Here is a 26,120-nt window from a genome sequence, read left to right as displayed (position 1 = left end):
AGAATGACGCATGTGACTCAGCACCAGGACCCACCGCGCACACCGGGCGCAGAGCGAGTTTTGGCCATCTTCGACCTCGATAAGACCATCATCGACACGTCGGCATCCCTGGCCTACCGCCGCCCGATGGCCGAACGCGGCCTGCTCAACACCGGTGAGGTGCTGAAGATGATGGCGATGCTGGGCAACTACATGCTCTCCACCCACTCTGAGGAGGGCCTGGAATCCACAAAAGAGGCCCTGACCAGGATCATCAAGGATCGCGAATCCGAGCCCCTGCGCCAGGTCGCCCAAGACGCCCTGCAGGAAGTCATCACCCCGTTCATCTACGCCGAGGCGCGCGAACTGATCGAATGGCACCGCAAAATGGGCCACCGTATCGCCATCGTGACCGCCTCGGCCTCCGTCATGGTGCAGCCCATCGCCAAGGAACTCGGCGTGGACCACCTGTTCGCCACCGAACTGGAGGAAAAGGATGGGCGCTTCACCGGTGCCGTCACGCACTTCAACAAGGGGCATGCCAAGGTCGAGCGCATCCTAGAGCTCGCCCGCAAACACGGCTATGACCTGGGGAAAAGCTACGCTTATTCTGACGCCGCCACAGACATCCCCATGCTGAAGCTGGTGGGCAACCCGGTTGCCGTGAACCCGGATCGTCCCCTGAAGAAGCAGGCGACGGAGGCCGAGTGGCCGATCCGCCAGTTCATCCGCCCGGAACCGCTGTTCCCGCAGGCAGCGGTGATCGCCGGGGCGGGCGCCACCCTGGCGCTGCTCGGCATTGCCGCGACCGGTCTGGCGATGTGGTGGCGCGGGCGCGAGGAAGGTTCAGACGAGGCCTAGCGGCTACTTCTACTTCGCGTCCGCGATCGACTTGCCCTCCAGCGAGCCCTCGGACAGGCCCGTGGCATGGAAAACAATCCACTCGGCCACGCCCTCCGGGGTGCCGCTGGCGAATCCCTCGGCCTTTGCCTGGTACTCGTCGCGCCGACGGTTCCACCAGACCTCCGGCACACCCAGGCCGCGCGGATCCAGGCCGGTGGCGATGGTCGCCAGGCGGGAGCAGGCGCGGGCGGTCACGCCGGTGGCGTCCGCGAAAGGCTGCAACGTCAGCAGCTCGCCGTGGATCACCGCAGACAGCACCGTCGCGTTTACCTTGGTACCACCGGTAATGAACTTGCCCAGCAGCTGCAGTCGCGCATCCGTGGAGCGGCGCGGGCGCCCTGGCACCAGGAACTCCGCATCCCCCGCGGCCTTCTGACGAAACGCCGGGTCGGACATCTGCGGGCTAGCAACCGCGTTGATGCGCGCGATGATCTGCAGCGGGGCGCGCCGCCAGGTAGTCACCGTCTCCGTCACACCGTCCGGCGCCAGCAGCTCCGCGGCACGCAGGGCGCCGGCCAAGATCGGGTCCTCCACCTGGCCGTCCTCGGGCAGGCGCGGGGAACCACCGTCCAGTTGTGCCGAGGCACGCGCGCCGCGCAACACTGACTCCGCACCCGTGACATCCCAGCCACGCAGGTTAGCGGGGTGGCGGTGCAGGCGCGCCAGGTGGTCGTTGGCTTGGGCCACTGCCTCCGGCACTCCGGGCAGTTCGGCCAGTCCAGCAAGAGGGTCTTGCGCAGAATTGTCAGACATATTTAAGACAATAATGCACCCGCGCGCGCAATCTTCCCCGTGGTCTGGCAAACTAGGGGGAGTCAATTAGGTGTAACCCCCAGGAGTTTTAACAGTGAGCAACAACGATCACGATGGCATGTTCACCGACCGCGATAGCTTTAACCCGAAGGTTAATGCTATTCCGCTGTCGGACGTGGATAGCCATGCCAATGGTCAGGCCAGCATCAGTGACCTGGTGAAGGATGCCTCCGCGCAGGTTTCCTCCCTGGTTCGTTCCGAGGTCGAGCTGGCAAAGACCGAGATCGCTACTTCCGCCAAGAAGGCCGGCATCGGCGTGGGTCTGTTCGGCGCTGCCGCCATCATCCTGGCCTACAGCTCCTTCTTCCTCTTCTTCACCATCGCCGAGGCGCTGGATACCTTCATGTGGCGTTGGGCGGCCTTCCTGGTCGTCTTCCTGTTCATGCTGGTTCTGGTTGCCATCCTGGCTCTGGTCGGCCTGAAGCAGGTCAAGGGCGTGAAGAAGCCGGAGAAGACCATCGAGTCCGTCGGCGAGCTGAAGACCGTGATCCCGCAGAAGGGCAACAACTCTTCCTCCGCGCGCCGCCCGGGAATGTACACCTAAATCCCCCGCGCGCCTGAGATGACTTCCGAAGATTCTCACGCTGTAGATCCGCACACCCCGCATGCCACCTTCGTGCATTCGCGGGGTGTGCGTCTTCGCGTAGACGTACAAGGCCCCCGCAACGCACCATTGGTGCTGCTGATCCACGGTTTCGGCGGCGGAGCTTTCGACTGGCGCCCGCTAATGCAGCAGCTTGCGGGCGAAGACCTGCGCTTGGCCGCCGTGGACCTGCGCGGCTATGGCCGTTCGGATAAGACCCCGCGCGGCTACGACCTCACCACCGCCGCCAGCGACATGGCCGGGGTGATCCGCGGCCTGGGGCACACCACCGCCACCGTCGTTGGCCACGGCTACGGCGGCATGGTTGCCTGGACTTTGGTGGCTCACAACCCGGAGCGCGTCCGCAGCTTCGTCACCCTTTCCGCCATCAATCCGCTGCTGCGTTTCCGCAGGATCCTGGCCCAGCCGTTCTCGCAGCCGCACTTCGCTCGCCGTCTGCTGTCCGCCCAACTGCCGCGCCTTCCGGAACGCAAGCTGTTGGCCGATAACGCGGCGGCGGCCGAAAAGATCTTTAGGGCGGGTGTGGCCCCGGGTTTTAGGGATACGGACGCCTACTTCCGCAGCGCCGCACTCCGCCGCGAAGCAATGCAGGTGGATAAGGTGGCCCACCTTTCCTGCGAGTACCTGCGCTGGCCTTTCCGTAGCCGCTTCCGCCCCGAGGCGATGCGCTTCGAGCGAACCTTCCCCGCGACCACACCTGTGCCGCTGCTGGCGGTGGATGGCAGCATGGATCCGATCTACGACGAATCCCTGGCGCAGAAGTCCGCCCGGAGGGCCGATACCGCCGAGCACAAGGTGCTTTACGGCGTGGGCCACTACCCGCACGTGGAGGATCCGCCGTGCGTCGCGGAACTACTCCGCGAGCACCTGCGCGCTTGAGTCGCTAGTCGCTAGTCCGCCACACAAGCGCCCGTCGCTGGGCTGCCCTGGTGCGAGGTCACGTCCCCGACGTGCTTCATGACTTCTTCCCTGGTCAGGGCGTAGCCGGTATCCTCCTCGTTGATGTCGGCACCGAACACGACTCCCAGCACGTGGCCGTCCTTGTCGATCAGCGGGCCGCCGGAGTTACCCTGCACCACGGAGCCGCGCAGCGAGTACGCCTCGCGCTCCACCCGCTCATCCGCGTAGATGTTTGGTCCGCTGACCACGAATTTCTCGCGGATGCGCGCAGGGGTGGCCTTAAACGGCCCGCCGTTGGGATAGCCCATAACGATCGCATCCTGGCCCTGCTGCCCCTCGCCTTCTGCCCACTTCATCGGCACAAAGGGCAGGTTCTCGCTGCGGAGCAGGGCGATGTCCACCTGCGGGTTGTAGTACACCACCCGTGCCTCACGCGGGCCGTCCTTCGTCATCAGCGTGACCTCGTTAGTTCCGGCCACCACGTGCGCGTTGGTCATCACCGTATCCTCGGCAACCACCCAACCGGTGCCCTGCAGCATGCGGCTGCACTGTTCCGCCTGGCCAACCACGCGCAGCACGCTGTCGCGGGTGTTCTGCACCGCCGGGGAACGCATCAGGGCGTTGTCCGGCGGATCGACCTCCGCGGTGGGCAGGTTCTCCATCGGGTCGGCGATCATCGGGAAACCCGAGTCGTTGATCAGCTGCGAGGTCTGCGCGGGCAGCTGCTTAAACCACACCGGGGCGGCGTTGCCCACCGCACCGAGGATCTTGCTTCCCTTGATCGTCTTCCCGAAGCCGCCGACGTTCCCGGTGGCGATCAGCACGAGGATCAACCACACGATCAGCAGCGTTGTAAAAACCTGCACAATGGAACCGACGACGGAATCCGCCCTTAGAGCCTCCCGCGTGCGGATATTATCCCGCAGTTTCGCGCCAAAGCCGGAGCCGATGGCGTAGCAGATCACCACGACGACCGTCACGGTGAGCAGTGCTGCGAAGAAGCGTGCGCTGGCGCTATCAGGCACTTTGTCCTCGGCAAAGTGCACGGCGAGCGGAATTAGCTTCAGACCCAAGTAGCCGCCCAGAGCCACCCCGACGAAGCTCAGCGTGGCGCTAAACCCGCCCTGCCGGAATCCGGAGATCGCCGCGCCAAGGCAGATGAACACCAGCACAATGTCGAGGATCATCGACCCCGTAGCTCCGCTCATGGTGCGCCTCCGTTCCTGCCCATCTTGTTGGCCCTGTCGAACCCTTCCCGCATCTCGCCGAGCGCCTCGCCATTGGCGGAGCCGGCCAGCGTTTCGAAAAGGTTCCACGGCCCCTCGGCACCGCTATCGCCGCCGCTGGACCACGGTTCCTCCCAGCCCGCGCGGCGCAGCAGGGCGCTGATCACCCCGCCGGTGAAGCCCCACAGAACCAGCGGGTTTTCCTCGCCGATGTGCAGGTTCCAGGCCGGTCCGCGCCAGCCGGCGAAGCCCACCTCAAAGCGCCGTTCCGGGTTTACCAGCTCGCCCAGGGGGTAGGGCTCGACCCAGTCGTTTTCGGTTGTAGGGCAGCTTACCGCATGGGGTTGACGCCACCACGCCACCACGGGCACCACTGCGAAATTTGAGCGATCAATGTAGATCGGCTGCAGCACTGCAAACGGCTCCACCGTGTCCGGGTTCAGCCCCGTTTCCTCCTCGGCCTCCCGCAGGGCGGTCTCCACCGGCCCAGCGTCGGCTGCCTCCAAACGCCCGCCGGGGAAGGCCACCTGTCCGCTGTGGTTGCGCATGGTCGGCGCGCGGTGGGTTAGAAGCATGGTTGCGTCGGTGGGGATGGACTGCCTGCCTGTGGTTCCGGCGGGGCGGGAGAAGGTGGCGTCACCAGAAAGAAGAATCAGCACCGCCGAGTAGCGGGGCGGGCGGCCGTGCTCGTCGACCTCCGGCACGATCCGGGCGGAGTCGTTGAGGTACTGGTGGATGTCCACCTCACGGCAGTCGCGGGCGAAGTCGTGCAGCCATTCGGGCAGGTTGGAAGGCAGTTCTGGCTGCTTTTGCATGCGTGCGAGCCACCGGTCTAGGTGGGTGTTCGGCTGCGAATTCGAGCTGGTCATAGAACCTCCTGCACCGCCTTTTCCATTTCCTCGGCGCTGTGGAAGGTCTGCGCGTACAGGTGCGCGCGGGTGCCGTCCGGGTTGTAGACCACGGTCAGCGGCACCACCTTCGGCAGGTTCGCCGCGAAGTCGAAAGTGTGGTTGGAATCCTGGAAGCTGGGCAGTTTATCCACCTCCAGGTCGCGCAGCATGTCCGCTCCGGCTTGGCCCTTGGCATCCAGGTGCACTCCCACGACATTCCACTCGGGGTTCTGCTCGGCGAGTTGCTGTACCACCGGCAGTTCCTCACGGCAGGGGGCGCACCACCAGGCCCAGACGTTCACGACCGCAGGCTTGCCCGCCAGGCGTTCGGCCAGGGAGGTCTGCGACGCGCCTGCGCTGCCTGCACTGCCTGTACCGCCCTCTGTCAGGCAGGGAAGGTGCACGTCTTTCAGCTCCGCCTCGGGGCTCACAGTGACTTCGCCCTCACCTTCACTCGCGCCCGCGCCTGCACCTTCTGGGCAGCGGACCTCGTTCGCTACCTCGATAGGCCCGTCGTCCGCTGGGGCCGAAGGGGCGTCCTCCTCCACAGAAGAAGTAGGCGCACCTACATCGTCCGCAGAATCATCGCGCAGCGCGGCAATCAGCGGCACGCAAAGAATCGCAATGCCAACAACCAGCGTGACCGCGATGATGATCGCGCGCGTGCGGGCGGAGTGTTCGACAGGTGCAGACATAACAGGAAATCAGTCTACCTGGCCTGCTTCCCCAAACCCCGCCATATCTAATAGGTGGTCGCGGTCGTCCGACTTAATCATTGTTGACGCCACCTCAGGGTCAGCCGGCCCCGCCATCCCGAAGCTAGGGCACTGCCGCGCCAAAAAGCAGGCTCCACAGGCCGCCCGGCGCGAATGGCAGATTCGGCGACCGTGGAAGATCGCCCGGTGGGAATAGAGGGTCCATTCCTTGCGCTCGATGAGCTCCATGAGGTCGCGCTCGACCTGTACTGGGTCTTCGTGCTCCGTGAGCTTCCAGCGGCGGGCCAGGCGGCCCAAGTGCGTATCCACGGTGATGCCCGGCACGCCGAAAGCGTTTCCCAGCACCACGTTTGCGGTCTTGCGCCCCACGCCGGGGAGCTTCACCAGCTCCTCGAGCGTGCCGGGGACCTCGCCACCGTGCTTCTCCACGATGGCCTGGCCGAGGCCCACGATGCTCTTGGCCTTCGAACGGTAGAAGCCGGTGGACTTGATGAGCTGCTCGACGTCCTCGAGGTTCGCCTCCGCATAGTCGGCGGCGGTGGGATAGCGGCGAAACAGTGCCGGGGTTACGGCATTGACGCGCTTATCGGTGCACTGTGCGGACAGGACGGTAGCCACCAGCAGCTCGAGGGGATTGTTAAAATCCAGCTCGCAGTGTGCGTCCGGGTAGGCCTCGGCGAGCATGCGGTTGATCTTGCGGGCGCGGCGCTTGCGGCCCAGCGGGGTTTCCTTGCCCTTCGCGGCGATGTGCGCGCCGATGCGCGGCAGGGTTGGTTGGCGAGTCATAGAACCTTCCACTTCGACGAAAAAGAAGTTCTGCGAGCAAAAGCGGCAGCTAATAATATTTTCAAATGTACCTTCACCCCGAATTGTGCTGTGACATAGTTGGGTATGATCTAACAAAAGAGACGAACCATACATATTTAGCGTGATGCACGCTACACAGGTGAGGTGGTCACCCGCGCCACCGCGATGCCAGAAACGGAAGTGAAACTAAGGATGGCAGAAGTATCCGAAATACTATCGAGGGCAGGCATCTTCCAGGGTGTTGAACCCACCGCAGTGCGCACCCTCATTGAGCAACTGGATACCGTTAAATTTCCTCGTGGCACCACCATCTTCGACGAGGGCGAGCCAGGTGATCGGCTGTACATCATCATCAGCGGTAAGGTGAAGCTCGCCCGCCACTCGGTGGATGGGCGCGAGAACCTGCTGACCGTCATGGGCCCCTCCGATATGTTCGGCGAGCTGTCCATCTTCGACCCGGGCCCGCGCACCTCGTCTGCCATCTGCGTGACGGAGCTGCACGCGGCGACGATGGACTCCACAATGCTGCACAACTGGATCAGCGAGCACCCGGAGATCGCCGAGCAGCTGCTGCGTGTGCTGGCCCGCCGCCTGCGCCGCACCAATAATTCCCTGGCGGACCTGATCTTCACGGACGTTCCCGGCCGCGTTGCCAAGGCCCTGCTGCAGCTGGCGAACCGTTTCGGCACCCAGGAGGGCACCGCTCTGCGCGTGCACCACGACCTGACTCAGGAGGAAATCGCCCAGCTGGTTGGCGCCTCCCGCGAGACCGTGAACAAGGCGTTGGCAGAGTTCGCCCACCGCGGCTGGATCCGCCTGGAGGGCAAGTCCGTGCTTATCTCCGATACCGAGCGCCTGGCCAAGCGCGCTCGCTAGAGCGGCGCGCCACTTTGGGCAGCGCTAGAACTGCACGCTCCGGGTAGAGATATAGAGGGCACACAAAAAGCCCGCACCAGCTGGTGCGGGCTTTTTCAGTCGGCTGTAGCCTCTCCGCTAGTCTGCACTAATCCTTGTCTCCGCGCAGGAAGCGCAGCGTCACGCGGGTGGACTGTGCCGCGGCGTTACGCAGCACCGGATCCACATCCGTGTAGATCTCATCGACGACCTCGTTCACCGAAGCGTCATCGCCCAGCTTCTTCAGGGCTTCCTTAACCTGCTCCAGGCGCTGCTCGCGGCGATCGATGTACTTCTGTGCAACCTCCGCCAGGTTCGGCTGGTCCGGGCCGTGGCCGGGCAGCAGCGGCTTGTCCTGCCCGCGCTCGCGCAGCTTGGCGAGGGTCTCCAGGTAAGCCCCCAGGTCACCATCGGTCTCGGAGATCATGGTGGTGTGGCGGCCGGCGAGAGTATCGCCGGTGATGATGCCTTCCACGTCGGAATCGTCGGTGCCGCCGTTGGAGTGGATAAAGAAGGACACACAGTCGGAGGTGTGGCCCGGGCAGTGGACGACCTCGATGGTGGGGGTGAGCCCCTCGAAGGAGATGATCTCCCCGTCCTCCAGCTCGTCGGCTGCGATGCAGTACTGCTTATCGAAGGCGCGCACCGGCGCGCCAGAGATCTGGCGGAAACGCTGAGCACCGTTGGCGTGGTCAGCGTGGCGGTGGGTCAGCAGCACAACGCCGATCTCCGCACCGCCCTCGGTGGCCTTGGTGTTCAGCACATTCAGGTGACCCTCGTCCTGCGGACCCGGATCCACCACAACGGATACTTTGTCGTTTTCTCCCCTAATCACCCAGGAGTTCGTGCCCTCAAGGGCAGCGTAGCTGGGGTTCGGCGCGAGAACGACGCCGACGTTCGGGGTTACTGGACGTAGTTGACTATAAGCGGGGTGCTTCATGCCTCCCAGTGTAGATCGAACCGCGAAATTATGCGCTGATCTGCGCGACGATCTCTACCTCTACGGGGGCATTCAGCGGCAGCGCGGCCACACCAACTGCGGCGCGGGCATGCACTCCGGCTTCGCCGAAGATTTCTCCCAATAGTTCGGAGGCACCGTTGATCACGCCTGGCTGCCCGCCGAAGTCTGCGGTGGAGGCAACGAATCCATTGACCTTCACGATCCGCTCGATGTTATCGATCCCCACCAGGTCGTCGATCGCGGCAATGGCGTTCAGCGCGGCGGTACGGGCGGCGTCATAAGCCTGCTCCTCGGTCACCTCAGCGCCGACCAGCCCCGTGACGGGCAGCTTGCCGTCCACGAAGGGCAGCTGACCGGAGGTGTAGACGATGTTGCCACTGCGCACGGCCGGCACGTAGGCGGCGACGGGTGCTGCTACCGGCGGCAGCTGCAGGCCGAGTTCTTCTAGTTTTTGGCGAAAGTTCTGCTGTGCCATATTTATTACTTCTGTTGCCTCTTTTGCCCTACTGCTCCAGCGGGCGCTTCATGTAGGCAACGTGCTGCTCACCAGTCGGGCCGGGCAGCACGGAGACGAGCTCCCAGCCATCCTGTCCCCAGTTATCCAGGATCTGCTTAGTAGCGTGAGTGAGCAGCGGTACGGTTACGTATTCCCAGTTAGTCATGGGAACTACTGTAATGGTTACTTCTTTGCCGCGCTGGCAGCCTCGAGCTGGCCTGCGAAGAAGTCTGCCCAGCTGGTGATCTCGGGGTGCTTGCGCAGCAGCGCGCGGCGCTGGCGCTCGGTCATGCCGCCCCACACGCCGAACTCCACCTTGTTATCCAGGGCGTCGGCGCGGCACTGCAGCACGACGGGGCAGTGGCGGCAAATGGCCACGGCCTTGCGCTGGGCGGCACCCTTTACAAAGAGCTCGTCCGGATCCACGTTGCGGCAGTGTGCCTGAGTGATCCACTCGCCACGATTGCTAAAGGACTCGCGGGTCGTGATCTGTTCAGCAGGCTGGCAGGTCGGCTTGGAGCCGCCGGTCACCTTCGTGCGGGCAAGCGATGCAGTCATTGTCTTCCTCCGAAACGTGCCTCCAGCAGGGGCGGCCCTCGCGCCTTGTGCGTCGGTTGTCGTTTGGTACCGCCAACTGCCGTAGAGGCTTGCTGTAGTAGTAATTTTATTCACACGTTTTTAGAAGTGTCGAATAGGTCACATTTTGGGGGTAACTGATAGCCACGCGACACTTATTAAGTATGGATTCAACTGACCAGCGAAAACTGTAGATCTGCTACCCGCCCCACGACCTTTTCTTTTTGACGCCCTCACGATCCCGCTGGTCAGCCCATCAGAAAATCGTGTTGCGCGTCACAGCCGGAACTTTTCCCAAACCAACGCCAGAGCAAATCTTTTCCACTAAAGGTGCACAGGTCTGCAAAGGGGGTGATCACCCCCGCTGGCTGGCGTGTGGGCGTCACAAAGAAAGGGCAAAAAGGCTAAAGGGTTGTCCGGGGCGTGGGTTATGGTGATAGCCGTGGACGCACCGAAGGCATTTCTGAAACTTTTCCTCGCCATCCTGGCCGGTGGCGTGCTGCTAGCCGCCGCCATCCTGCCTTTCGCGGGCGCGGGCGGCTGGGTGGTAAACGCCAGCACGGACGCGATGAACTCCAATGTGCAGGACATTTCCGAGAACAACTCGGTGCCGCTGCGCTCGCGGATCACCGACCGGGACGGCAAGACAATCGCCTGGGTGTACAACCAGAACCGCACTGAAGTGCCCTCGGACAAGATCTCCCAGGCAATGAAGGACAGCATCGTCGCCATCGAGGACCGGCGCTTCTACCAGCACAAAGGCGTAGATATCCGCGGCACCCTGCGCGCGGCGGCGGCGAACGTCTCTAGCGGTGGAGTCTCGGAAGGCGCGTCGACGATCAATCAGCAGTACGTGAAGAACTACCTGTGGCTGATCGAAGCGGAGAACGAGGACGAGGCCGCCCAGGCCATCGAAACTTCGCTGCCCCGCAAGCTGCGCGAGATGAAGATGGCCGGCGACCTGGACGAAAAGCTGACTAAGGACGAGATCCTGACGCGCTACCTGAACCTGGTCTCCTTCGGCAACAGCGCCTTCGGCGTGCAAGCCGCGGCGCAAACCTACTTCGGCGTGAACGCGGCGGATCTGAACGACAATCAGGCGGCTTTCCTGGCCGGAATCGTGCAATCCACCAGCGCGCTGAACCCGTACACCAACCCGGAGGGCGCGAAGCAGCGGCGCGATGCCGTGCTGCAGGCGCGCGTGAACGCGGATAGCCTTTCGCAGGCCAAGGCGGATGAGCTGGCGAGCAAGCCGCTGGGCGTGCTGGAGGAGCCGAAGGTTCCCGCCAACGGCTGCATCGGCGCCGGTGGCTCCGGGTTCTTCTGCGATTACGTGATGGAGTACCTAGACAAGAAGGGAATCTCCAAGGACGAGGTGGCCAAGGGCGGCTACACCATCCGCACCACGCTGGATGCGCAGGCGCAGAAGCATGCGGAGACGGCCGCCCGCAGCAAGGTCTCCCCGGACCAGGAGGGCGTATCCGCCGCGACGAACTACATCACGCCCAAGGGTGGCAAGCATCAGGTGTTGGCCATGGCCTCCTCGCGCAAGTACGGCCTGAGCCAGGACGAGCGGGAATCCGTGCTGCCACTGCCCCACTCGCTGCAGGGGCACGGCGCCGGCTCCGTGTTCAAGATCTTTGCAGCTGCGGCGGCGCTGGAGGACGGCATGGGGCTCAACACCAACCTCGCCGTGCCCACCCGCGCCGAGGTGGAAGGCATGGGTGCAGGCGGCGCACCCGGCTGCCCGCCGAACAAGTACTGCGTGGAAAATGCGGGCTCCTACAAGCCCAACATGACGTTGAAGGAAGCGCTGGCGACCAGCCCGAATACTCCCTTCATCGAGATGGCGGAGAAGCTGGGCATGGAACGCATCACGGACATTGCCATCAAGCTGGGTCTGCGTTCCTACAAGAACGAGGGCAGCTTCGACGGCGAGAACTCCGTGGAGGAGTACGTCAAGGACAACAACCTCGGCTCCTTCGTGCTGGGCCCCACGGCCGTCGACCCGCTAGAGCTTTCCAACGTGGCCGCCAGCCTGGCCGACCACGGGCGCTGGTGCGAACCCACGCCCGTGCTGTCCGTGAAGGACCGCAACGGCGAGGACGTGGAGATGGAGAAGGTGGACTGCGAGCAGGCCATCGACAAGAAGATCGCCGACGCACTGGCCAACGGCCTGGGCAGCGACGTGCAGCAGGGCACGGCTTCCGCCTCCGCCCGCGCGGCGGGTTGGAGCGGGCCGCTGTCCGCCAAGACGGGTACGACGGAAACCAGCTTCTCCGCCGCGTTCCTGGGCTTCACCTCGGGCTGGGCTGGATCCTCCTACATCTTTAACGACGGCGGTACGGCGAAGAACCTGTGCACCGCGCCAGTACGCCAATGCGGCAAGGGCAACCTCTACGGCGGTAACGAGCCCGCACAGATTTTCTTCGAGGCTTCGAAGCCGATGATCAAGAAGTACGGTGGCGGCAAGCTGCCTTCCTACGACAAGAAGTACGACGCTGGCACGAACCCCGGTAAGTGGGGCGCACCCGCGTCCACCGGCGGATCGGGAGGTGGTGCCCCGAGTGGCGGCAACTCCGCGCCCGCCCCGCAGGCCCCACAGGGCCAAGGAGAGCTGGACCTCCCGCCGGAGATCCGCCGCGGCCTCGCGGACCTCGATGACTTCCTGAGCCAGCTCCGCTAGCCCATTAGCTCCGCCGCGCGTGACGCACGGCGGGTATGTCCCGCCCACGGGCGAAACGATACCCTGGGGAACGTGAAGAACAATCGTCGGAACTCCTCAGCGAACTCGCCAGCCCAGCCCCGCAAACGTCTGCTCACCCCCGCCAACGTGCTGAAAAGCGCGCTCGGAATTGGGGCGGTCGGCGCGGCGGTCGCTGCGGCGTCATATAAAGAAACCCTAAAATTCCAGCTACACGAGGTAACAGTGCCGCTGCTTGAGCCCGGCACGCTACCCGACGATTGGGATAGCTTCCGACTGCTGCACGTCAGCGACCTGCACATGCTGGACAAGCAGAAGCAAAAGCAGGAATGGGTCGCCGCGCTGGACCGCCTGGACCCGGACCTGGTGGTCAACACGGGCGACAACCTCGGCGAAAAGGACGGCGTGCCGGGAGTGCTCCGCGCGCTCGAGCCACTGCTGGAACGCCCCGGAGTGTTTGTGTTCGGCAGCAACGACTATTTCGCACCGCGCCCTGTGAACCCCTTCATCTACCTGCTGGGCAAGAAGCGCAAGCCCTCCCAGGTGCAGCTGCCATGGAAGGGGATGCGCGCGGCCTTCATCGAGCGCGGCTGGCACGATGCCTCGAACGCCACCGTCGAGTTCGCCATCGACCCCGCGGCGACTGGTTCGCTGACCAGCCCGTCGAAGATCAAGCTGGCTATCGCGGGCGTGGATGACCCTCACCATGAGCTGGACAATTACTCGCGGATCGCGGGGCACCCTAATAATGACGCCGACCTGGCCATCGGACTGAGCCACTCCCCCGAACCGCGCGTTCTGGACCGCTTCGCCGCCGACGGATACCAGCTGGTGCTGAGCGGTCACACGCACGGCGGGCAGCTGTGCCTGCCGGGTGGGCGCGCCATCGTGACGAACTGCGGCATCGACAGGAGCCGGGCGCGCGGGCTTTCCCGCTGGACCGAGCGCATGTGGCTGCACGTGACCAACGGGCTGGGCAGTTCTAAGTACGTGCCTTTCCGCATCTTCTGCCGCCCGTCGGCGACGTTGATCCACATCGTGGAGAAGCCGGCGGAGTAGCCCAAAAGGCCCGATACGCTGCCATTTTGAAAAATGCCCCCTGTGCGGGCTATAGTAATTCGAGTTGCAGCCGTTGGCTTTGCACAGTTCGCAAAACTAACGTGCCGCTCCAGACCGGGATATGGCGCAGCTTGGTAGCGCACCTCGTTCGGGACGAGGGGGTCGCAGGTTCAAATCCTGTTATCCCGACCATTAGAACCCGCTGGCACCGAAAAGGTGCTGGCGGGTTTCGTCGTTGCCGGGAACCTGGGAACCCCGGCGGGCTGCAGCCAGCACCCCGCCCAGCGCGCACCCCTCATTTAGCGCGCCTCGTTTAGCGCGCCTCAGCCAACCCCTTCCGCTGGGCGCTGCCGCCCATACCCCTCCGCTGGGCCTAAATGTCGCTAGAACGGGAATACGTTAATGACATTGATTTGCAAGTTTGCAAAAGTACAGGTCAGAGCGTTTTCATTTTTTGATGCCCATCAACCTCTTGCGCGCATTCCCGTTCTAACGACATTTCACCGCCATCGAGAGCCTTTTGAGCCCGGTGCGACCCTATTTGAACCACCGCAGACCACGTATTCCCGTTCTAACGACATTTCACCTCACTCAGAGCTCCAGAGTCTCACCCAGCGCCCTACCCAGCATCACCCAGTACCACCCAGCGCCCTACCCAGCACCACCCAGCACCACCCAGCGCGCTCCTCATTTAGCGCCCCCTCGTTTTGCGCGCCGCACCCAGAACCGCACCCAGAACCGCACCCAGAACTGCAGCCAGAATCGCAGCCAGCACCCCACCCGGCGCCTCCCCGACAAATCCCCTGCACACGCAGGCGCCAGGCCAAGCACCCTGAACAGTCCTAAGGGGCGCCTGATAAACTGTGACCGTCGTATAACTATTCCGATCACGTCGCGTCGTGATGGACCGGAATTATTTTGCCGGCACCCCAGTGGATCACTTGAATAACTTTGACACCTTCAGGCCTCATTGGGCCCGCGATCTAGTTCGGCTCAGCACGACCTTCTGATGTCGGAGCTCAGCACGGCTCCGCGAGGTCGTCGCTTTGCGACGGCACCGTGATGCCGTACGTGGTTATTCAGTGAATATTCAAGGTGATCGAACAACTATAGAAACATTGGGGTGTTGAACCAACGTGGCTCTCCTTGCCATCCCCGTCACCGTCGCGGTGGCGCTCATCCTCGTTCCCTTGCTGGTCAAAACACTTGATCGAAACGCCGGTTGGCCCTTAGGCCTGACCTTCCTGGGACTCGCAGGATATGTGATCAAGCACGCCGACCCGATACTCAACGGAGAGACAGCCACCTGGTCCATCACCTGGATCAAAGGCTTCCTCACCGGAGCCGGCGGTGCGGCGGGCGCTGCGGGCGCCGGCGGTGCAGCCGGTGGTACGGGCGCTGCCAGCGAAGGAGGGCTAGAGCTGGCCCTGAAGATGGACTCCCTGGGCCTGTTCTTCACCCTCCTGGCGCTGCTCATCGGCGCCGTCGTGTTCATCTACTCCGCCGCCTACCTGCACAAGGGCGACAAGATCATGAGCTTCTACGTGCTCATGACCTCCTTCATGCTGGCAGTCCTCCTGCTGGTTCTGGCCGACGACGTTGCCCTGCTGTTCATCGGCTGGGAGCTGGTCTCCCTGGCCTCGTTCTTCCTCATCGCCCGCTCGGGCTCCGGCGGCGAGGCTGGTTCCATCCGCACCCTCTTGCTGACCTTCATCGGCGGCCTGTTCCTGCTGGCCGGCCTGGGCATCGGCGTGATCACCACGGGCACCACCAACCTTTCGGCCATGCTGCACTCCCCCGCCTGGGAGGGCCAGGACGTCCGCCTGGCTATCGTCGCCGTCCTCATCGCCCTGGCGGCGTTCTCGAAGGCCGCGCAGATCCCCTTCCACTTCTGGCTGCCGGAGGCTATGGCCGCGGACACCCCGGTTTCCGCCTTCCTGCACGCCGCCGCCGTGGTCAAGGCCGGCGTGTACCTGCTGCTGCGCTTCTCCGGCCTGTTCGAGGGTGTGATGGCCTGGCACGTCCTGCTGATCGTCATCGGCATGACCACCGCCATCATGGGCGCCGTGTTCGCCATCCAGAAGACGGATCTGAAGAAGCTCACGGCCTACTCCACGGTCTCCCAGCTGGGCTGGATCGTCGCCACCATTGGCGTGGGCACTCCCTTCGCCATCAGCGCCGCGCTGGTTCACACGGCCGCCCACGCGCTGTTTAAGTCCTCGCTGTTCATGATCGCCGGCGTGGTGGATCACCAGGCCGGGTCGCGTGACATTCGTCGCCTGGGCCCGCTGTGGCGCCAGATGCCCTTTACTTTTGTGTCCGCTGTGATCGCGGCGGCGTCAATGGCTGCTATTCCCCCGACCTTCGGCTTTGTGTCGAAGGAGGGCATGCTCACCGCGTTTGAGGAGGCGCCGTTTAACAACACCGGCGTGATCGCCCTGCTGATCGCGGCTGGCATCGGCGCGCTGGCCACTTTCGTGTACTCCGCGCGCTACGTTCTGGGTGCGTTCGTCGATGGACCGAAGGATGTCTCGCACGTCAAGGAGGCTCCGGCGAACCTGTGGATTCCGGCGGTGCTGCCGGGCGTGCTTTCCCTGCCGGGTGTCGCGTTCCTGGGCGTGTTCGACGAGACTCTCGATCACGTGGTTTACGCCACGGGTCTGGGCGACGCGCACACTCATCTGGCGCTCTGGCACGGCCTGACGGTGGCGCTCTGGATCTCTCTCGCGGTGCTGATCGCGGGCGTCATTGTTGTTATTTATCGACGCCCTCTGCTCCAGCCGCTCGAGGGCAAGCGTCTCGGGGTGGCAACGGGCGCGGAGATGATCTCCGCATTCATCGAACGCTCGACCAAGCTGGGCCGTGCGTTTGGCCGCCTGGCGAACTCTGTGAACCCCAACCGGCACGTGGTGTGGATCTTCGCCTCGCTGATTGTGCTGGCGGGCTTCTCCCTGCTGGGGCCGGGTCGCCTGGAGGGGCTGGCGGATCTGCCGCCGCGTGTCGAGGGGATCGACAGCATCGTGGACCTCGTTGGCCTGGTGATTATCGGCTTGAGTGTGCTCGTGATGATTGGTACTCGCTCGCGCCTGGCTTCCGTGGTGCTGGTCGGTGTGGTCGGCGTGGGCGTTTCCTGGGTCATGCTGACACTAGGCGCACCGGACGTGGCCACCACCCAGTTGTTGGTCGAGTTCTGCGTGGTCGTCATCATGATGCTGGTGATCCGCCACCAGCCGCGCCTGTACCTGCGCGAGGGCGCAAACCGTACCCGCTTCGCCACAGTTCTGGCGGTGCTGGTCGGCGTGGTTACCTTCCTGGGCGTGTGGCTGCTCATCGGCCGCCACGAGAAGCCTGCGATCGCGCAGTGGTACTTGGAGAACACCCCGGAGATCTCCGGCGGCAATAACGTAGTCGCCGTCATCCTGGTGGAGTTCCGTGCCTTCGATACCTTGGGCGAGCTGACGGTGCTGGGCATGGCGGGCATCGTCATCGCCGCACTGATCAAGTCCATCCCCCGTTCCCCGGTTCCGGGTTACGGTCCGGGTTCCACCGCGGAGCTGTTCCGCGCTCCGGGTTCCACCCGCTTCCCGGATGTGCACAAGGTTCCGGAGCTGGCGCCGTTCTACTCCAAGTACCTGCGCTCCACGCACCTGAACTCCATTAACTCGCGGATGACGATGTACCCGCTGATCCCGATTCTGGCGCTGCTGTCCGCCGCCACGTTCTGGCGCGGCCACCAGTCCCCCGGCGGCGGCTTCGTCGCCGCCCTGATCGCGGCCTGCGGCATCTTCATGTACTACCTGGCTCAGGCCCGGGCCAAGAAGATGTTCACCGACCAGGTGGCCTACACCTTCGTCGGCGCGGGCATAGCGATGGCGCTGATCACTGGCCTGATCGGCTACTTGCATGGCGGCTTCCTGGCGCCGATCCACGCCGATATTTTGGGCCAGCACGTGTCCACCTCGCTGATCTTCGACGGCGGCGTGTACCTGGCAGTGCTCGGCCTGGTGGTCATCGTCATCAACCAGATGGGCGGCCGCGAGCGCCCGGGTACTGACCCGGCAACGCTGAAGTCTAAGTTCCGCGCTCAGACTGCCACGCAGAAGATGGGTCCGAACTCCAAGGGCAAGCGCCCCACGCCCATCGAGGGCAAGGCGGATCCCGCCAAGAAGCCCTCGCCTGTGGCTGTGACTGTCGGCGGCAGCAACATCCCGCTCAACCCCTCCCAGGTCTCCGCTGCTGCGAAGGCGGAGGAAGAGGCCCACCGAGCTGAGCGCGAAGCGGCCCGCGCGCCGGTGAAGAACGTCAAGGATGGGGCTGAGGCTAAGGCTGCGGAGCCTGATGGCGTCGCTAAGAAAAACACCGAACAGCAAGAACAGCACGAGGAGAAGGGAGAGAACCAGTGATCATCGCAGCTATCATCGCCATCCTGATGGGCGGCGGCGTGTACCTGGTGATGCAGCGCGGAATGCTGCGCCTCATCATGGGCATCACGCTGATGAGCCACGCGGTTAACCTCCTGATCCTCGCTGCGGGCGTCGGCGCGTGGCGCATGGATCCGCTGATGGATCGCGCGACCCCCGAGCAGGCAGCCGACCCGCTACCCCAGGCGTTCGTGCTGACGGCAATCGTGATCTCCATGGCCTCCACCGCCGTGATGCTGGCCATGGCCGCGCTCGGCCGCGACGACGACACATTCGGCAGTGACGACGTAGAGACCGCCTCCCGCCGCCTGCGCACCCTGCAGACGATGGGCTGGAAGAACTACGAGGAAGCCAAGGCCCACGGTGGAGTGGTCAAGGAGCACGAGGCTAAGAAGCTCGGTGCGAACGACTACACGGAGGTCCACTCCACCGCCGATGAGGACGGCCCAGACGAAGCCGCGGCCAGCACCACCGACAAGGCACGTGCTAACGATCAGAAGGGAGCGCAGAAGTAATGACCGAAGGTTCCCTCCTCAGTCTGTTTATCGCCGTCCCGCTGCTGGCTGCGGCCGTTGCCGCGATGGCTCCGTGGATGAGCCTCCGCCGCGCGCTGGGCCTGCTGGTGCCGGCATTCGGCATCGTCGGCGGCGTCTGGGTGCTGGTGAAGGTCAACGAGCCGAATACGGTGCTAGTCGATAACGTCGGCGGGTTCGTGGGCGGCATCTCCATCCCGCTGGTAGCCGACAACCTGGCGGGCATTATGATCCTGACGACCTCCGTCGTCGCCCTGATCGCCAACTGGTTCGCCGACGTCGTCGGCGAGACGCGCACCCGCTTCTACCCCGCCCTCACGCTCATGCTGATCGGCGGCGTGTGGGGTGCACTGCTAACCGCGGACTTGTTCAACCTGTTCGTGTTCATCGAAGTCATGCTGATGCCCTCCTTCGGCCTGCTGGCGATGACCGGCACGTGGGCTCGCCTGGCGGCGGGCAGGATGTTCATCATCGTGAACCTGGTGACCTCCCTAGTGCTGCTGAGTGGCGTGGTACTGGTCTACGCCGTGGTGGGCACCACCAACCTCGCCGCCCTGGCGGGTGCAGCCGGACCCCGCGGCACCGAGTTTGCCGAAGGAGTCTTCGGCAACCAGTGGCAGCTAGTGGTCCCGCTGGGCGTGGTTCTGCTGGCGCTGGCCGTGAAGGCGGGCGTGGCGCCGGTCCACACCTGGCTGCCCCGCGCCTACCCTTCCACCTCCCCGGCCGTGATGGCGCTGTTCTCCGGCCTGCACACCAAGGTCGGCATCTACGCGATTTTCCGCGTGTACCTGACCATCTTCGAGGGCGACCCCACCTGGTCCTGGGCCATCCTGGTGATCGTGGTGCTGGGCATGCTGATCGGTGGTTTCGCCGGCCTGGGCGAAACCACGATGCGCAGCGTGATCGCCTACCAGATGGTCAACGGCATCCCGTTCATCCTGATCAGCCTCGCATTCCTCAGCCACGATGCGCGCCTGATGATCAGCGCCGGGCTGTTCTACATGCTGCACCACATGATTGTCGCCGGATCCCTCATCATGGCCTCCGGCGCGATCGAGGAGACCTACGGTTCGGGCCGCGTGCGCAAGCTCTCCGGGCTGATGCGCCGCGACCGCTTCGTCGCTGTCGTCTTCGCGGCGGGTGCGCTGGCGATCGTTGGCCTGCCGCCGTTCTCCGGCCTGTGGGGCAAGCTGGCGCTGGTCTTCGGCGTGGCCCAGGACGGCACGTGGAAGACCTGGTTGGCCATCGGCGCGATCATCGTTTCTTCCATCGGCGCTCTGGTCTCCATGATCTACGTGTGGCGCGAGGTGTTCTGGGGCCGTCAGATGAACGCCAACGAGGCCGACCCGGAGCTGCGCGTACCGCGCCGCTACGTGTGGCCGTCCGCAGTCATGATGCTGATTTCCGTGGGCATGTTCATCGGCGCCGGGCCGGTCTTCCAGCAGGTCAACAAGGCCGCCGATAACCTGACCGACACGACCGCTTATGTCGAGGCAGTCCTCGGCGATCCGGATGAGGCCGTCGGCGCGGTCCTGCCGCCCGGCCCGAGCGGATTGGATAATGTTCCTGCCGGTGCGCGTAGTACTACGAACGATGACACCCACAGGGAGCATGCCGAACGCGAAAGCAAGGAGCAGCAGGCTCAGGACGGGAAGGGCCACTAAGCCATGGCAAAGTTCAGTATTGTCCAAGCAGTGAAGTCCACCGGCCACGCGCTGAAGTACGCCGCCTGGCTGGTCGGGCAGATCATCAAGGAGTCGGTCGTCATGGCGACCGATACCCTCGGCACCGGCCGCAACATCGCGCCGGTGGTGATCTACTACCCGCTGCGTGTAACCAGCGAGCGGGACATCGCAGCCCTCATCGCCTCGATCACCATGACCCCCGGCACGCTCTCCCTGGGCGTGACCGGCCCGAAGGAGGTCGACTACGACGCAGCCGCCGGCGAGCGCAGCACTAAGGATGCCTTCGCCGTAGCCCGCTCGGAGTTCAACACCCACGGCCTGGACCACGTCCAGCGCTTCCTCGCGGTACACGCCATGTACGGCGCCGACCCCGAAGAGCTGCTGGCCAGCCTGGCCGACATGGAGGAGCACCTCGCCCCGTCGGTGAAGGAAAAGCCGCTGCACTTCGACGTGCAATACCTGGTGGAGAAGGGCCGTCCGGGCCCGCGTGGTTTCCGCGGTTCGCGCGGTGGCCGTGCATCCGACGAGACGGTCTTCGACGTGGAGAAGGTGGATTCCACTCCGCACGCCGCCGCGTTCGTCGCCGCGATCCTGCAGTCCGACGAGGAGGAGAAAAACCCCTCCGACGTGCGCGACATGGATCGCAAGGAGCGCTACGAGATCGCCCGCCGAAACGCCGAGCGCGCCAGGGCCCGGATCTCCAATGCAACCCCCGATATTGATACTTTCCGCGGGGACAACCTGGGGGCGTCCAAACCCGACCAGGAAGGCCGCACCAAACCGGGAGAGACCTTGTACGACCCGTTGTATCCGAAGAACAACCCGAAGGAAGGCAAGTAGATGGAGCCCAGGGACCTACTAAATATCCTGGTGGGCATCGCCGCCGCCATTGTTGTTGTCGCGCTGTTTACGGTGCTGTGGCGCGCTGTTTCTACGCATAATGACGCCCGCCGCGCCGTCCTTTCCGACATGGTGTTTATGGCGATGGCCGGCCTGTTTTTGTGTTATTCGATCTTCCACCGCACGGCGATCACCTATGAGGTCGCACTGTTCGCCGGCCTGTTCGGCGCGCTGTCGACGATCGCTTATGCCCGCATCATTTCTCGAGGGAGGCGCTAAATGTCCACAACAATTCTCGCCGCCGCCGGCGAAATGGTCGAGTTCAGCGAGCCGGGTTGGCTCGGCGCGATTACCGCGGGTGTGCTCGCCATTCTCGGGGCGATCTTCATCTTTGTTTCTGCCCGCGCGATGTACCTTGCTCCGGACGCCCTCAGTCAGGTCAACATGGTCGGTCCAGCTGTCGGCGTGGGGCTTCCCCTGCTGATCAGCGCCAACCTGGTTTACTCCTGGTCGACGGAAGGGTTTGTGCTGGGCGAGTTGATCCGCGCGATCGTCGCCATCACTGCGCTGCTGGTGATCGGCGCCGTCGGTTCATACGTGATGGGCCGCGCGCTGCATGCGACGCACTGGGATCACACTGTGCCGCTGTCCGGTGGTCAGAAGGCGAAAGAGCCCAAGTAGCGCCTGCGGGCGCAACCTCAAGACCAGTAGCACCAATAGAAAACGAGTCCGCCCCCACTTCCTCGGTGGGGGCGGACTCGTTTTTGCTTTAGCGGCGCCAGCTGCCGGGCAGCTGGCCACCGGCCGCTGCGGCGGAACTAGCCGACGACGGCGACGGCCTCAACGTCGATCTCGCCGCGCATGGCCTTGGAGTAGGGGCAGAATGCGTGAGCGTCCGCGACCAGCTCATCGGCCTTGGCCTGGTCCACGCCGAAGACTGTGGCGGTGATCTTCGCGGACAGGCGGAAGCCCTCCGGAACCTTGTTCAGGGTGGTCTCGACGGTGACCTCCGGGGACTGGCTCATCTCCACGCCAGCCTCCTTGATGGTCTTCTGCAGGGCGCCGTTGAAGCAGGCGGCCCAGCCTGCGGAGACCAGCTGCTCCGGGTTCGTGCCCTCGCCGGAGCCGCCCAGTGCCTTCGGTGGACGAACGTCCAGGTCGATCTGGCGGTCGTCGGTGGCTACGTGGCCGTCGCGGCCGCCGCCGGTAGAAAGTGCCTTTGCTGTGTACAGTGCCTCGCTCATGAGTGAACCAATCCTTTCGCCAAAACTGTCTGTTGGTCGTCGTTAGTTGCTGTTTGATTCTTTTGCGGCGCCCAGCCTACGTGAACCGGCGGGCGCCGCGCTGTGGCCAGTGGCGGCTACTTGCCGGTGAAGATTTCCTTCACCCGGTCGCGCAGGTTCTCGTCGACCTTGCCCCAGTAGGTCCAGCACTGCTCGGCCACCTGGTCAGACACACCGTCCATCGCGCCTGCAATGTTGTTTGCCAAGCGCTCCCGGGCGGCGTCATCCAGAACCTCGCGCACCAGCTGGCCCGCCTGGATGAAGTCATCGTCCTCCGGGTGGCGGACGTATGCCCCGCGGGTCAGGTCGGTGCCGTGCAGGTCGTCGTACAGGCCCAGCTCCTCCGCGGCGGTCACGGCGGATTCCTGGCCGCGGCCAAAGCCGTACTGGGATTCACCGGCGGCCACGCCCTGCTCGACGGCACCGGAGCCGTCGTTGACGTCGTTTGTGCCCTCGCCGCGCTCGAAGCGATTCGGGGAGTACACCGGAGTACCAGCCGGCGGGAACTCCTGGTTACCCGCGCCGTCCTTGGCGGTGTAGTAGTTCTTCTCCGCCACAATGGAACGGTTGGAGGGCAGCTGGTGGAAGTTCACGCCCAGGCGGTAACGCTGCGTGTCTGCGTAGGCGAAGGAGCGAGCCAGCAGCATCTTGTCCGGAGACAGCCCAATGCCCGGCACCAGGTTCGACGGCGCGAAAGCGGCCTGCTCGATCTGGGCGAAGAAGTTCTGCGGGTTCTCGTTCAGTGTGAAGTGGCCGACCGGAATCAGCGGATAATCCTTCTGGGACCAGGTCTTCGTCAGGTCAAACGGGTTCCAGCGGTAATCTTCCGCCTCGGCGACAGGCATGATCTGCACCTTCACATCCCACGTCGGGTAATCGCCGCGTTCGATGGCGTCATAAAGATCCTGGCGGGAGGAATCAAAGTTGCCCGAGGCAACAACCTTGGCGGCTTCCTCGTCGGTGTAGAAGTCCCAGCCCTGGCGGGTCTTGAAGTGGTACTTCACCCAGAAACGCTCGCCGGCGGCGTTGATCCACTGGTAGGTGTGGGAGCCGAAGCCGTCCATGTGGCGGAAGTCCGTCGGGATGCCGCGGTCGCCCATCAGGTAGGTCACCTGGTGTGCGGTCTCCGGGGAGCGGGTCCAGAAATCCCACTGCATGTCCGCGGAGCGCAGGCCGGAATCCGCCAGGCGCTTCTGGGAGCGGATGAAGTCGGGGAACTTAATGCCATCGCGCAGGAAGAACACCGGGGTGTTATTACCCACGATGTCGTAGTTGCCCTGCTGGGTGTAGAACTTCAGCGAGAATCCGCGCACGTCGCGCACCGCATCGGGGAAGCCCTGCTCGCCCGCGACGGTGGAGAAGCGGGCCAGCATCGGGGTCACGCGCCCCGGCTGGAACAGGTCCGCCTTGGTGTACTTGGAGACGTCCTCGGTGATGGTCAGCTCGCCGAAGGCGCCAGAGCCCTTGGCGTGCACGTTGCGCTCTGGGATGCGCTCGCGGTTGAAGTGCGCGTGCTTTTCCACCAGGTGCACGTCGGAAAGCAGCAGCGGCCCCTGCTGACCCACGGTCGCGGAGTGCTCCTCGGTGCTGACCGGGGAACCGTTCACGTTCGTCGAGGCCCCGGAGTAGGGGCACACGCCACGGGAGGCGACGTCCTTGGCCGTGGTGATTGGGTCGTTATTGGTGCCGTCATTATTCGTAGCAGTCATGGGTACCTCCAGATACCTAATAGCGTTGGCTATGTAATCCACCTTGCCAGAATCTCCACACCCGCGTGTTAGGCTTTGTCCATGACCAGCCAGGCAACCAGCAGTCAGGCGCACGATGCCGCTGTGACCGACCTCGCCCTGCGCGCCGCCAGCGGCGACCGCCAGGCGTTGACAGAATTCATTTCCGCCACGCACGACGACGTGTGGCGCCTGCTGGCTCACCTGGCCGATACCGACCGCGCGGACGACCTCACACAGGAGACCTACCTGCGCGTATTGAGCGCCCTGCCGCGCTTCGCCGCCCGCTCCACGGCCCGCACCTGGATCCTCTCCCTCGCCCGTCGCGTGTGGGTCGATAGCGTGCGCCACGATATGGCCCGCCCCCGCAGTTCCGCCACGGAGATTGAGGACGCCACCAGCGCCACCCCCGCCGCCGAAACCACTGGCGGGCAGAGCTGGGCGGAATGGGTGGACACTCGCGCCCTCATCGACCAGCTGGAGGAGGAACGCCGCGAGGCTCTGATCCTCACGCAGGTGCTGGGCTACACCTACGCCGAGGCCGCGAAGATCGCTAACGTCCGCGTGGGCACGATCCGTTCCCGCGTTGCCCGCGCCCGCGCCGACTTGGTTGAGATGGCTGGCGAGGGACAAGGTGGCGTCACCAAGAAAGAAAAGAACAAGCGCCGCTTCGGCGTGGCCTAACCCGGGTGCAGCCACGTGCGACGGCGCGTTTAAGGAACAACAGGGCCGACGGGCTAGGCTGGTTCACATGAGCACGAGCGCTAAAACCCCCGCTATCGCCCCCGATTCCGCCCTCCTGCTGCTGTCTTTCGGCGGCCCGGAGAAGGCCGAGGACGTGGTGCCTTTCCTGGAGAACGTCACGCGCGGCCGCGGCATCCCCCGCGAGCGTTTGGAGAAGGTCGGCGAGCACTATTTTGCACTCGGCGGCCGCTCCCCCATCAACGACCAGAATAAGCAGCTGATCCGCAACATCGAAGCTGAGCTGACCCGGCGCGACATCGACCTGCCCGTGTACTTCGGCAACCGCAACTGGGAGCCCTATGTGGAAGACGCACTGCAGCAGATGTCCCGCGATGGCATCCGCCACGTATACGTCTTCGCCACCAGCGCCTGGGGCGGCTACTCAGGCTGCTCGCAGTATCAGGAGGACCTACGCCGCGCCATCGTCGCGTGCGAGGAGGCTGGCCTGGAGCCGCCGAAGGTCGAGCGCCTGCCGCAGTTCCACCGCCACCCGACGTTCATCGCGGAGTTTGCCCAGGCCGTGGATGCGGCCCGCGAGCAGCTGCGTGCAGAGCACGGCGAGGAGACCGCCGCGCAGGCCGACCTGGTTTTCACCGCGCACTCGGTGCCGACGGTGGCGGATAAGGCGGCGGGCCCGCACAAGCTCGGCGGGAATCTGTACTCCCAGCAGGTGCTGGATGCCTCGCGATTGATCCAGCAGGCCAGCAGCTTCGCTAACACCCCTGGTAGTGGTGCGGATTACGGCTGGACTGGCCGGCTGGCCCGCCACGAGAACGTCGGCGGTCGTGGGGATGGGCCTGCGCACACGGGTGAGACTGTGGGTGTGGATGTGGGTACCGGCACCGACCTGGATGTTGAGCTGGTGTGGCAGTCGCGCTCGGGTTCGCCGCATGTGCCGTGGCTAGAGCCGGACGTGTGCGACCACATCGAGGCGCGTGCAGAGTCCGGCAATAAGCGCGCAATTGTGCTGTGCCCGGTCGGCTTCATCACCGACCACATGGAGGTCAAGTGGGATCTGGATACGGAGGCCCGCGATGCCGCCGCGGAGGCGGGCATCCCCTTCGTGCGGGTAGCCACCCCGGGCTTGACCGCCGGTTTCGCGGGGATGGTGGTTGATCTTGTTGTTGGTGGTGACGCCCCCTGCGCCAACCTCTCTGAGGATCAGCAGGCCGCACGCGATCTGGCGGCGAAGGTTACCGGCGAGCTGGCGACGGTTCCGGACTTCGGCCGCACGTTCAACGGCTCGCCGTGTGCGCCGGGGTGCTGCGGTAGCGAGGCCTAGCGGCTGGGGGAGCTGCCTGGCGGCCCGGCCGGTCTCGCAGGGCTAGGCACCGCGCCCGCCGTTTGGCTCGGGCGCTG

General features: G+C 64.4%; 25 protein-coding genes and 1 tRNA gene. 15 read left to right on the top strand and 11 right to left on the bottom strand.

Annotation, left to right across the window (positions count from 1 at the left end; genetic code table 11):
- The first annotated feature begins 3 nt into the window (after window positions 1–3).
- Window positions 4–840 (top strand): HAD family hydrolase, encoded by an 837-nt coding sequence (locus tag JQ46_RS00645; RefSeq protein ID WP_034984535.1) that lies wholly within the window; start codon window positions 4–6, stop codon window positions 838–840.
- 9 nt (window positions 841–849) lie between these two features.
- Here the strand turns inward: JQ46_RS00645 and JQ46_RS00640 are convergent, their stop codons facing one another.
- Window positions 850–1,635: a hypothetical protein gene (locus JQ46_RS00640; protein ID WP_034984533.1), complete on the bottom strand. Its 786-nt coding sequence runs from the start codon at window positions 1,633–1,635 to the stop codon at window positions 850–852.
- A 118-nt stretch (window positions 1,636–1,753) separates the two neighbouring features.
- On the opposite strand from JQ46_RS00640, the gene JQ46_RS00635 reads away from it, so the two are divergent.
- Together JQ46_RS00635 and JQ46_RS00630 are read left to right on the top strand one after the other, a co-directional pair.
- Entirely contained in the window at window positions 1,754–2,239 is a 486-nt protein-coding gene (locus JQ46_RS00635; protein ID WP_034984586.1) for a phage holin family protein, read from the top strand.
- Between the two features lie 18 nt (window positions 2,240–2,257).
- Window positions 2,258–3,178, top strand: coding sequence for an alpha/beta fold hydrolase (locus tag JQ46_RS00630; protein WP_034984532.1), 921 nt, complete (start codon window positions 2,258–2,260; stop codon window positions 3,176–3,178).
- A gap of 11 nt (window positions 3,179–3,189) precedes the next feature.
- Here JQ46_RS00630 and JQ46_RS00625 read toward each other — a convergent pair whose 3' ends face one another.
- From JQ46_RS00625 to nth, 4 genes are read right to left on the bottom strand one after another with little or no spacing between them, the layout of a single operon-like run.
- Window positions 3,190–4,407, bottom strand: a complete 1,218-nt coding sequence (locus JQ46_RS00625) for a MarP family serine protease (protein WP_034984530.1) — start codon at window positions 4,405–4,407, stop codon at window positions 3,190–3,192.
- A complete protein-coding gene (locus JQ46_RS00620; protein WP_034984528.1) occupies window positions 4,404–5,294 on the bottom strand; it encodes an NUDIX hydrolase in 891 nt (296 codons plus the stop codon). The genes JQ46_RS00625 and JQ46_RS00620 overlap by 4 nt, the downstream gene beginning before the upstream one ends.
- Window positions 5,291–6,010: a TlpA family protein disulfide reductase gene (locus JQ46_RS00615; protein WP_034984526.1), complete on the bottom strand. Its 720-nt coding sequence runs from the start codon at window positions 6,008–6,010 to the stop codon at window positions 5,291–5,293. The genes JQ46_RS00620 and JQ46_RS00615 overlap by 4 nt, the downstream gene beginning before the upstream one ends.
- Window positions 6,011–6,019: 9 nt before the next feature.
- Window positions 6,020–6,817 (bottom strand): endonuclease III, encoded by a 798-nt coding sequence (nth, locus tag JQ46_RS00610; RefSeq protein ID WP_034984524.1) that lies wholly within the window; start codon window positions 6,815–6,817, stop codon window positions 6,020–6,022.
- Window positions 6,818–7,030: 213 nt separating this feature from the next.
- Between nth and glxR the strand changes: the two genes are divergently transcribed.
- Window positions 7,031–7,714, top strand: coding sequence for a CRP-like cAMP-activated global transcriptional regulator GlxR (glxR, locus tag JQ46_RS00605; RefSeq protein WP_034984522.1), 684 nt, complete (start codon window positions 7,031–7,033; stop codon window positions 7,712–7,714).
- Between the two features lie 127 nt (window positions 7,715–7,841).
- Here glxR and JQ46_RS00600 read toward each other — a convergent pair whose 3' ends face one another.
- The 4 genes from JQ46_RS00600 to JQ46_RS00590 are packed head-to-tail and all read right to left on the bottom strand — an operon-like array spanning window position 7,842 to window position 9,747.
- Window positions 7,842–8,672 carry an MBL fold metallo-hydrolase gene (locus JQ46_RS00600; protein ID WP_034984521.1) on the bottom strand — a complete coding sequence of 277 codons (831 nt, stop codon included), beginning with the start codon at window positions 8,670–8,672 and terminating at the stop codon, window positions 7,842–7,844.
- A gap of 28 nt (window positions 8,673–8,700) precedes the next feature.
- Complete coding sequence (locus tag JQ46_RS00595; protein WP_034984519.1) at window positions 8,701–9,168, bottom strand: RidA family protein; 468 nt, start codon at window positions 9,166–9,168, stop codon at window positions 8,701–8,703.
- Window positions 9,169–9,196: 28 nt separating this feature from the next.
- Window positions 9,197–9,355, bottom strand: coding sequence for a DUF4177 domain-containing protein (locus JQ46_RS11165; protein WP_011274258.1), 159 nt, complete (start codon window positions 9,353–9,355; stop codon window positions 9,197–9,199).
- A 17-nt stretch (window positions 9,356–9,372) separates the two neighbouring features.
- Complete coding sequence (locus JQ46_RS00590; RefSeq protein ID WP_034984517.1) at window positions 9,373–9,747, bottom strand: WhiB family transcriptional regulator; 375 nt, start codon at window positions 9,745–9,747, stop codon at window positions 9,373–9,375.
- A gap of 448 nt (window positions 9,748–10,195) precedes the next feature.
- Here JQ46_RS00590 and JQ46_RS00585 point away from each other — a divergent pair, with 448 nt between their 5' ends.
- The 9 genes from JQ46_RS00585 (at window position 10,196) to JQ46_RS00545 (ending at window position 21,688) form a co-directional block, all read left to right on the top strand.
- A complete protein-coding gene (locus JQ46_RS00585; RefSeq protein WP_034984516.1) occupies window positions 10,196–12,451 on the top strand; it encodes a transglycosylase domain-containing protein in 2,256 nt (751 codons plus the stop codon).
- 129 nt (window positions 12,452–12,580) lie between these two features.
- Window positions 12,581–13,528, top strand: coding sequence for a metallophosphoesterase (locus JQ46_RS00580; RefSeq protein WP_034984585.1), 948 nt, complete (start codon window positions 12,581–12,583; stop codon window positions 13,526–13,528).
- 115 nt (window positions 13,529–13,643) lie between these two features.
- Window positions 13,644–13,720: transfer RNA gene (locus JQ46_RS00575), tRNA-Pro, on the top strand.
- 944 nt (window positions 13,721–14,664) lie between these two features.
- Window positions 14,665–17,931 carry a DUF4040 family protein gene (locus tag JQ46_RS00570; RefSeq protein WP_034984514.1) on the top strand — a complete coding sequence of 1,089 codons (3,267 nt, stop codon included), beginning with the start codon at window positions 14,665–14,667 and terminating at the stop codon, window positions 17,929–17,931.
- Window positions 17,928–18,464, top strand: a complete 537-nt coding sequence (locus JQ46_RS00565; RefSeq protein WP_034984513.1) for a cation:proton antiporter subunit C — start codon at window positions 17,928–17,930, stop codon at window positions 18,462–18,464. Before JQ46_RS00570 ends, JQ46_RS00565 begins: the two co-directional genes overlap by 4 nt.
- Window positions 18,464–20,146 carry a monovalent cation/H+ antiporter subunit D family protein gene (locus tag JQ46_RS00560; protein WP_034984511.1) on the top strand — a complete coding sequence of 561 codons (1,683 nt, stop codon included), beginning with the start codon at window positions 18,464–18,466 and terminating at the stop codon, window positions 20,144–20,146. The genes JQ46_RS00565 and JQ46_RS00560 overlap by 1 nt, the downstream gene beginning before the upstream one ends.
- A 3-nt stretch (window positions 20,147–20,149) precedes the next feature.
- Window positions 20,150–21,007 (top strand): Na+/H+ antiporter subunit E, encoded by an 858-nt coding sequence (locus JQ46_RS00555; RefSeq protein WP_034984510.1) that lies wholly within the window; start codon window positions 20,150–20,152, stop codon window positions 21,005–21,007.
- Window positions 21,008–21,286, top strand: coding sequence for a monovalent cation/H+ antiporter complex subunit F (locus JQ46_RS00550; protein WP_011274270.1), 279 nt, complete (start codon window positions 21,008–21,010; stop codon window positions 21,284–21,286). It begins immediately after the preceding gene.
- Window positions 21,287–21,688 (top strand): Na+/H+ antiporter subunit G, encoded by a 402-nt coding sequence (locus JQ46_RS00545; RefSeq protein WP_011274271.1) that lies wholly within the window; start codon window positions 21,287–21,289, stop codon window positions 21,686–21,688.
- Window positions 21,689–21,825: 137 nt separating this feature from the next.
- Here the strand turns inward: JQ46_RS00545 and JQ46_RS00540 are convergent, their stop codons facing one another.
- Both JQ46_RS00540 and JQ46_RS00535 read right to left on the bottom strand, forming a co-directional pair.
- Window positions 21,826–22,251 carry an organic hydroperoxide resistance protein gene (locus JQ46_RS00540; protein ID WP_034984508.1) on the bottom strand — a complete coding sequence of 142 codons (426 nt, stop codon included), beginning with the start codon at window positions 22,249–22,251 and terminating at the stop codon, window positions 21,826–21,828.
- 116 nt (window positions 22,252–22,367) lie between these two features.
- Window positions 22,368–23,999 (bottom strand): catalase, encoded by a 1,632-nt coding sequence (locus JQ46_RS00535; RefSeq protein ID WP_034984506.1) that lies wholly within the window; start codon window positions 23,997–23,999, stop codon window positions 22,368–22,370.
- Between the two features lie 81 nt (window positions 24,000–24,080).
- Between JQ46_RS00535 and JQ46_RS00530 the strand changes: the two genes are divergently transcribed.
- Complete coding sequence (locus JQ46_RS00530; RefSeq protein ID WP_034984504.1) at window positions 24,081–24,701, top strand: RNA polymerase sigma factor; 621 nt, start codon at window positions 24,081–24,083, stop codon at window positions 24,699–24,701.
- Window positions 24,702–24,768: 67 nt separating this feature from the next.
- Window positions 24,769–26,043, top strand: coding sequence for a ferrochelatase (locus JQ46_RS00525; protein ID WP_034984502.1), 1,275 nt, complete (start codon window positions 24,769–24,771; stop codon window positions 26,041–26,043).
- Window positions 26,044–26,120 lie beyond the last annotated feature (77 nt).

The sequence above is a fragment of the Corynebacterium jeikeium genome, from assembly GCF_000738175.1.
Classification (GTDB): Bacteria; Actinomycetota; Actinomycetes; order Mycobacteriales; family Mycobacteriaceae; genus Corynebacterium; species Corynebacterium jeikeium_C.
The sequence above is the reverse complement of the archived record's forward strand: the minus strand, read 5'-3'. Positions and strand labels throughout refer to the sequence as shown.

What these genes read in the sequence shown, in the direction of transcription:
- JQ46_RS00645 (WP_034984535.1), top strand. Translation starts at nt 4, where the DNA reads ATGACGCATGTGACTCAGCACCAGGACCCACCGCGCACACCGGGCGCA.
- JQ46_RS00640 (WP_034984533.1), bottom strand. Translation starts at nt 1,635, where the DNA reads ATGTCTGACAATTCTGCGCAAGACCCTCTTGCTGGACTGGCCGAACTG.
- JQ46_RS00635 (WP_034984586.1), top strand. Translation starts at nt 1,754, where the DNA reads ATGTTCACCGACCGCGATAGCTTTAACCCGAAGGTTAATGCTATTCCG.
- JQ46_RS00630 (WP_034984532.1), top strand. Translation starts at nt 2,258, where the DNA reads ATGACTTCCGAAGATTCTCACGCTGTAGATCCGCACACCCCGCATGCC.
- JQ46_RS00625 (WP_034984530.1), bottom strand. Translation starts at nt 4,407, where the DNA reads ATGAGCGGAGCTACGGGGTCGATGATCCTCGACATTGTGCTGGTGTTC.
- JQ46_RS00620 (WP_034984528.1), bottom strand. Translation starts at nt 5,294, where the DNA reads ATGACCAGCTCGAATTCGCAGCCGAACACCCACCTAGACCGGTGGCTC.
- JQ46_RS00615 (WP_034984526.1), bottom strand. Translation starts at nt 6,010, where the DNA reads ATGTCTGCACCTGTCGAACACTCCGCCCGCACGCGCGCGATCATCATC.
- nth (WP_034984524.1), bottom strand. Translation starts at nt 6,817, where the DNA reads ATGACTCGCCAACCAACCCTGCCGCGCATCGGCGCGCACATCGCCGCG.
- glxR (WP_034984522.1), top strand. Translation starts at nt 7,031, where the DNA reads ATGGCAGAAGTATCCGAAATACTATCGAGGGCAGGCATCTTCCAGGGT.
- JQ46_RS00600 (WP_034984521.1), bottom strand. Translation starts at nt 8,672, where the DNA reads ATGAAGCACCCCGCTTATAGTCAACTACGTCCAGTAACCCCGAACGTC.
- JQ46_RS00595 (WP_034984519.1), bottom strand. Translation starts at nt 9,168, where the DNA reads ATGGCACAGCAGAACTTTCGCCAAAAACTAGAAGAACTCGGCCTGCAG.
- JQ46_RS11165 (WP_011274258.1), bottom strand. Translation starts at nt 9,355, where the DNA reads ATGACTAACTGGGAATACGTAACCGTACCGCTGCTCACTCACGCTACT.
- JQ46_RS00590 (WP_034984517.1), bottom strand. Translation starts at nt 9,747, where the DNA reads ATGACTGCATCGCTTGCCCGCACGAAGGTGACCGGCGGCTCCAAGCCG.
- JQ46_RS00585 (WP_034984516.1), top strand. Translation starts at nt 10,196, where the DNA reads ATGGTGATAGCCGTGGACGCACCGAAGGCATTTCTGAAACTTTTCCTC.
- JQ46_RS00560 (WP_034984511.1), top strand. Translation starts at nt 18,464, where the DNA reads ATGACCGAAGGTTCCCTCCTCAGTCTGTTTATCGCCGTCCCGCTGCTG.
- JQ46_RS00555 (WP_034984510.1), top strand. Translation starts at nt 20,150, where the DNA reads ATGGCAAAGTTCAGTATTGTCCAAGCAGTGAAGTCCACCGGCCACGCG.
- JQ46_RS00550 (WP_011274270.1), top strand. Translation starts at nt 21,008, where the DNA reads ATGGAGCCCAGGGACCTACTAAATATCCTGGTGGGCATCGCCGCCGCC.
- JQ46_RS00545 (WP_011274271.1), top strand. Translation starts at nt 21,287, where the DNA reads ATGTCCACAACAATTCTCGCCGCCGCCGGCGAAATGGTCGAGTTCAGC.
- JQ46_RS00540 (WP_034984508.1), bottom strand. Translation starts at nt 22,251, where the DNA reads ATGAGCGAGGCACTGTACACAGCAAAGGCACTTTCTACCGGCGGCGGC.
- JQ46_RS00535 (WP_034984506.1), bottom strand. Translation starts at nt 23,999, where the DNA reads ATGACTGCTACGAATAATGACGGCACCAATAACGACCCAATCACCACG.
- JQ46_RS00530 (WP_034984504.1), top strand. Translation starts at nt 24,081, where the DNA reads ATGACCAGCCAGGCAACCAGCAGTCAGGCGCACGATGCCGCTGTGACC.
- JQ46_RS00525 (WP_034984502.1), top strand. Translation starts at nt 24,769, where the DNA reads ATGAGCACGAGCGCTAAAACCCCCGCTATCGCCCCCGATTCCGCCCTC.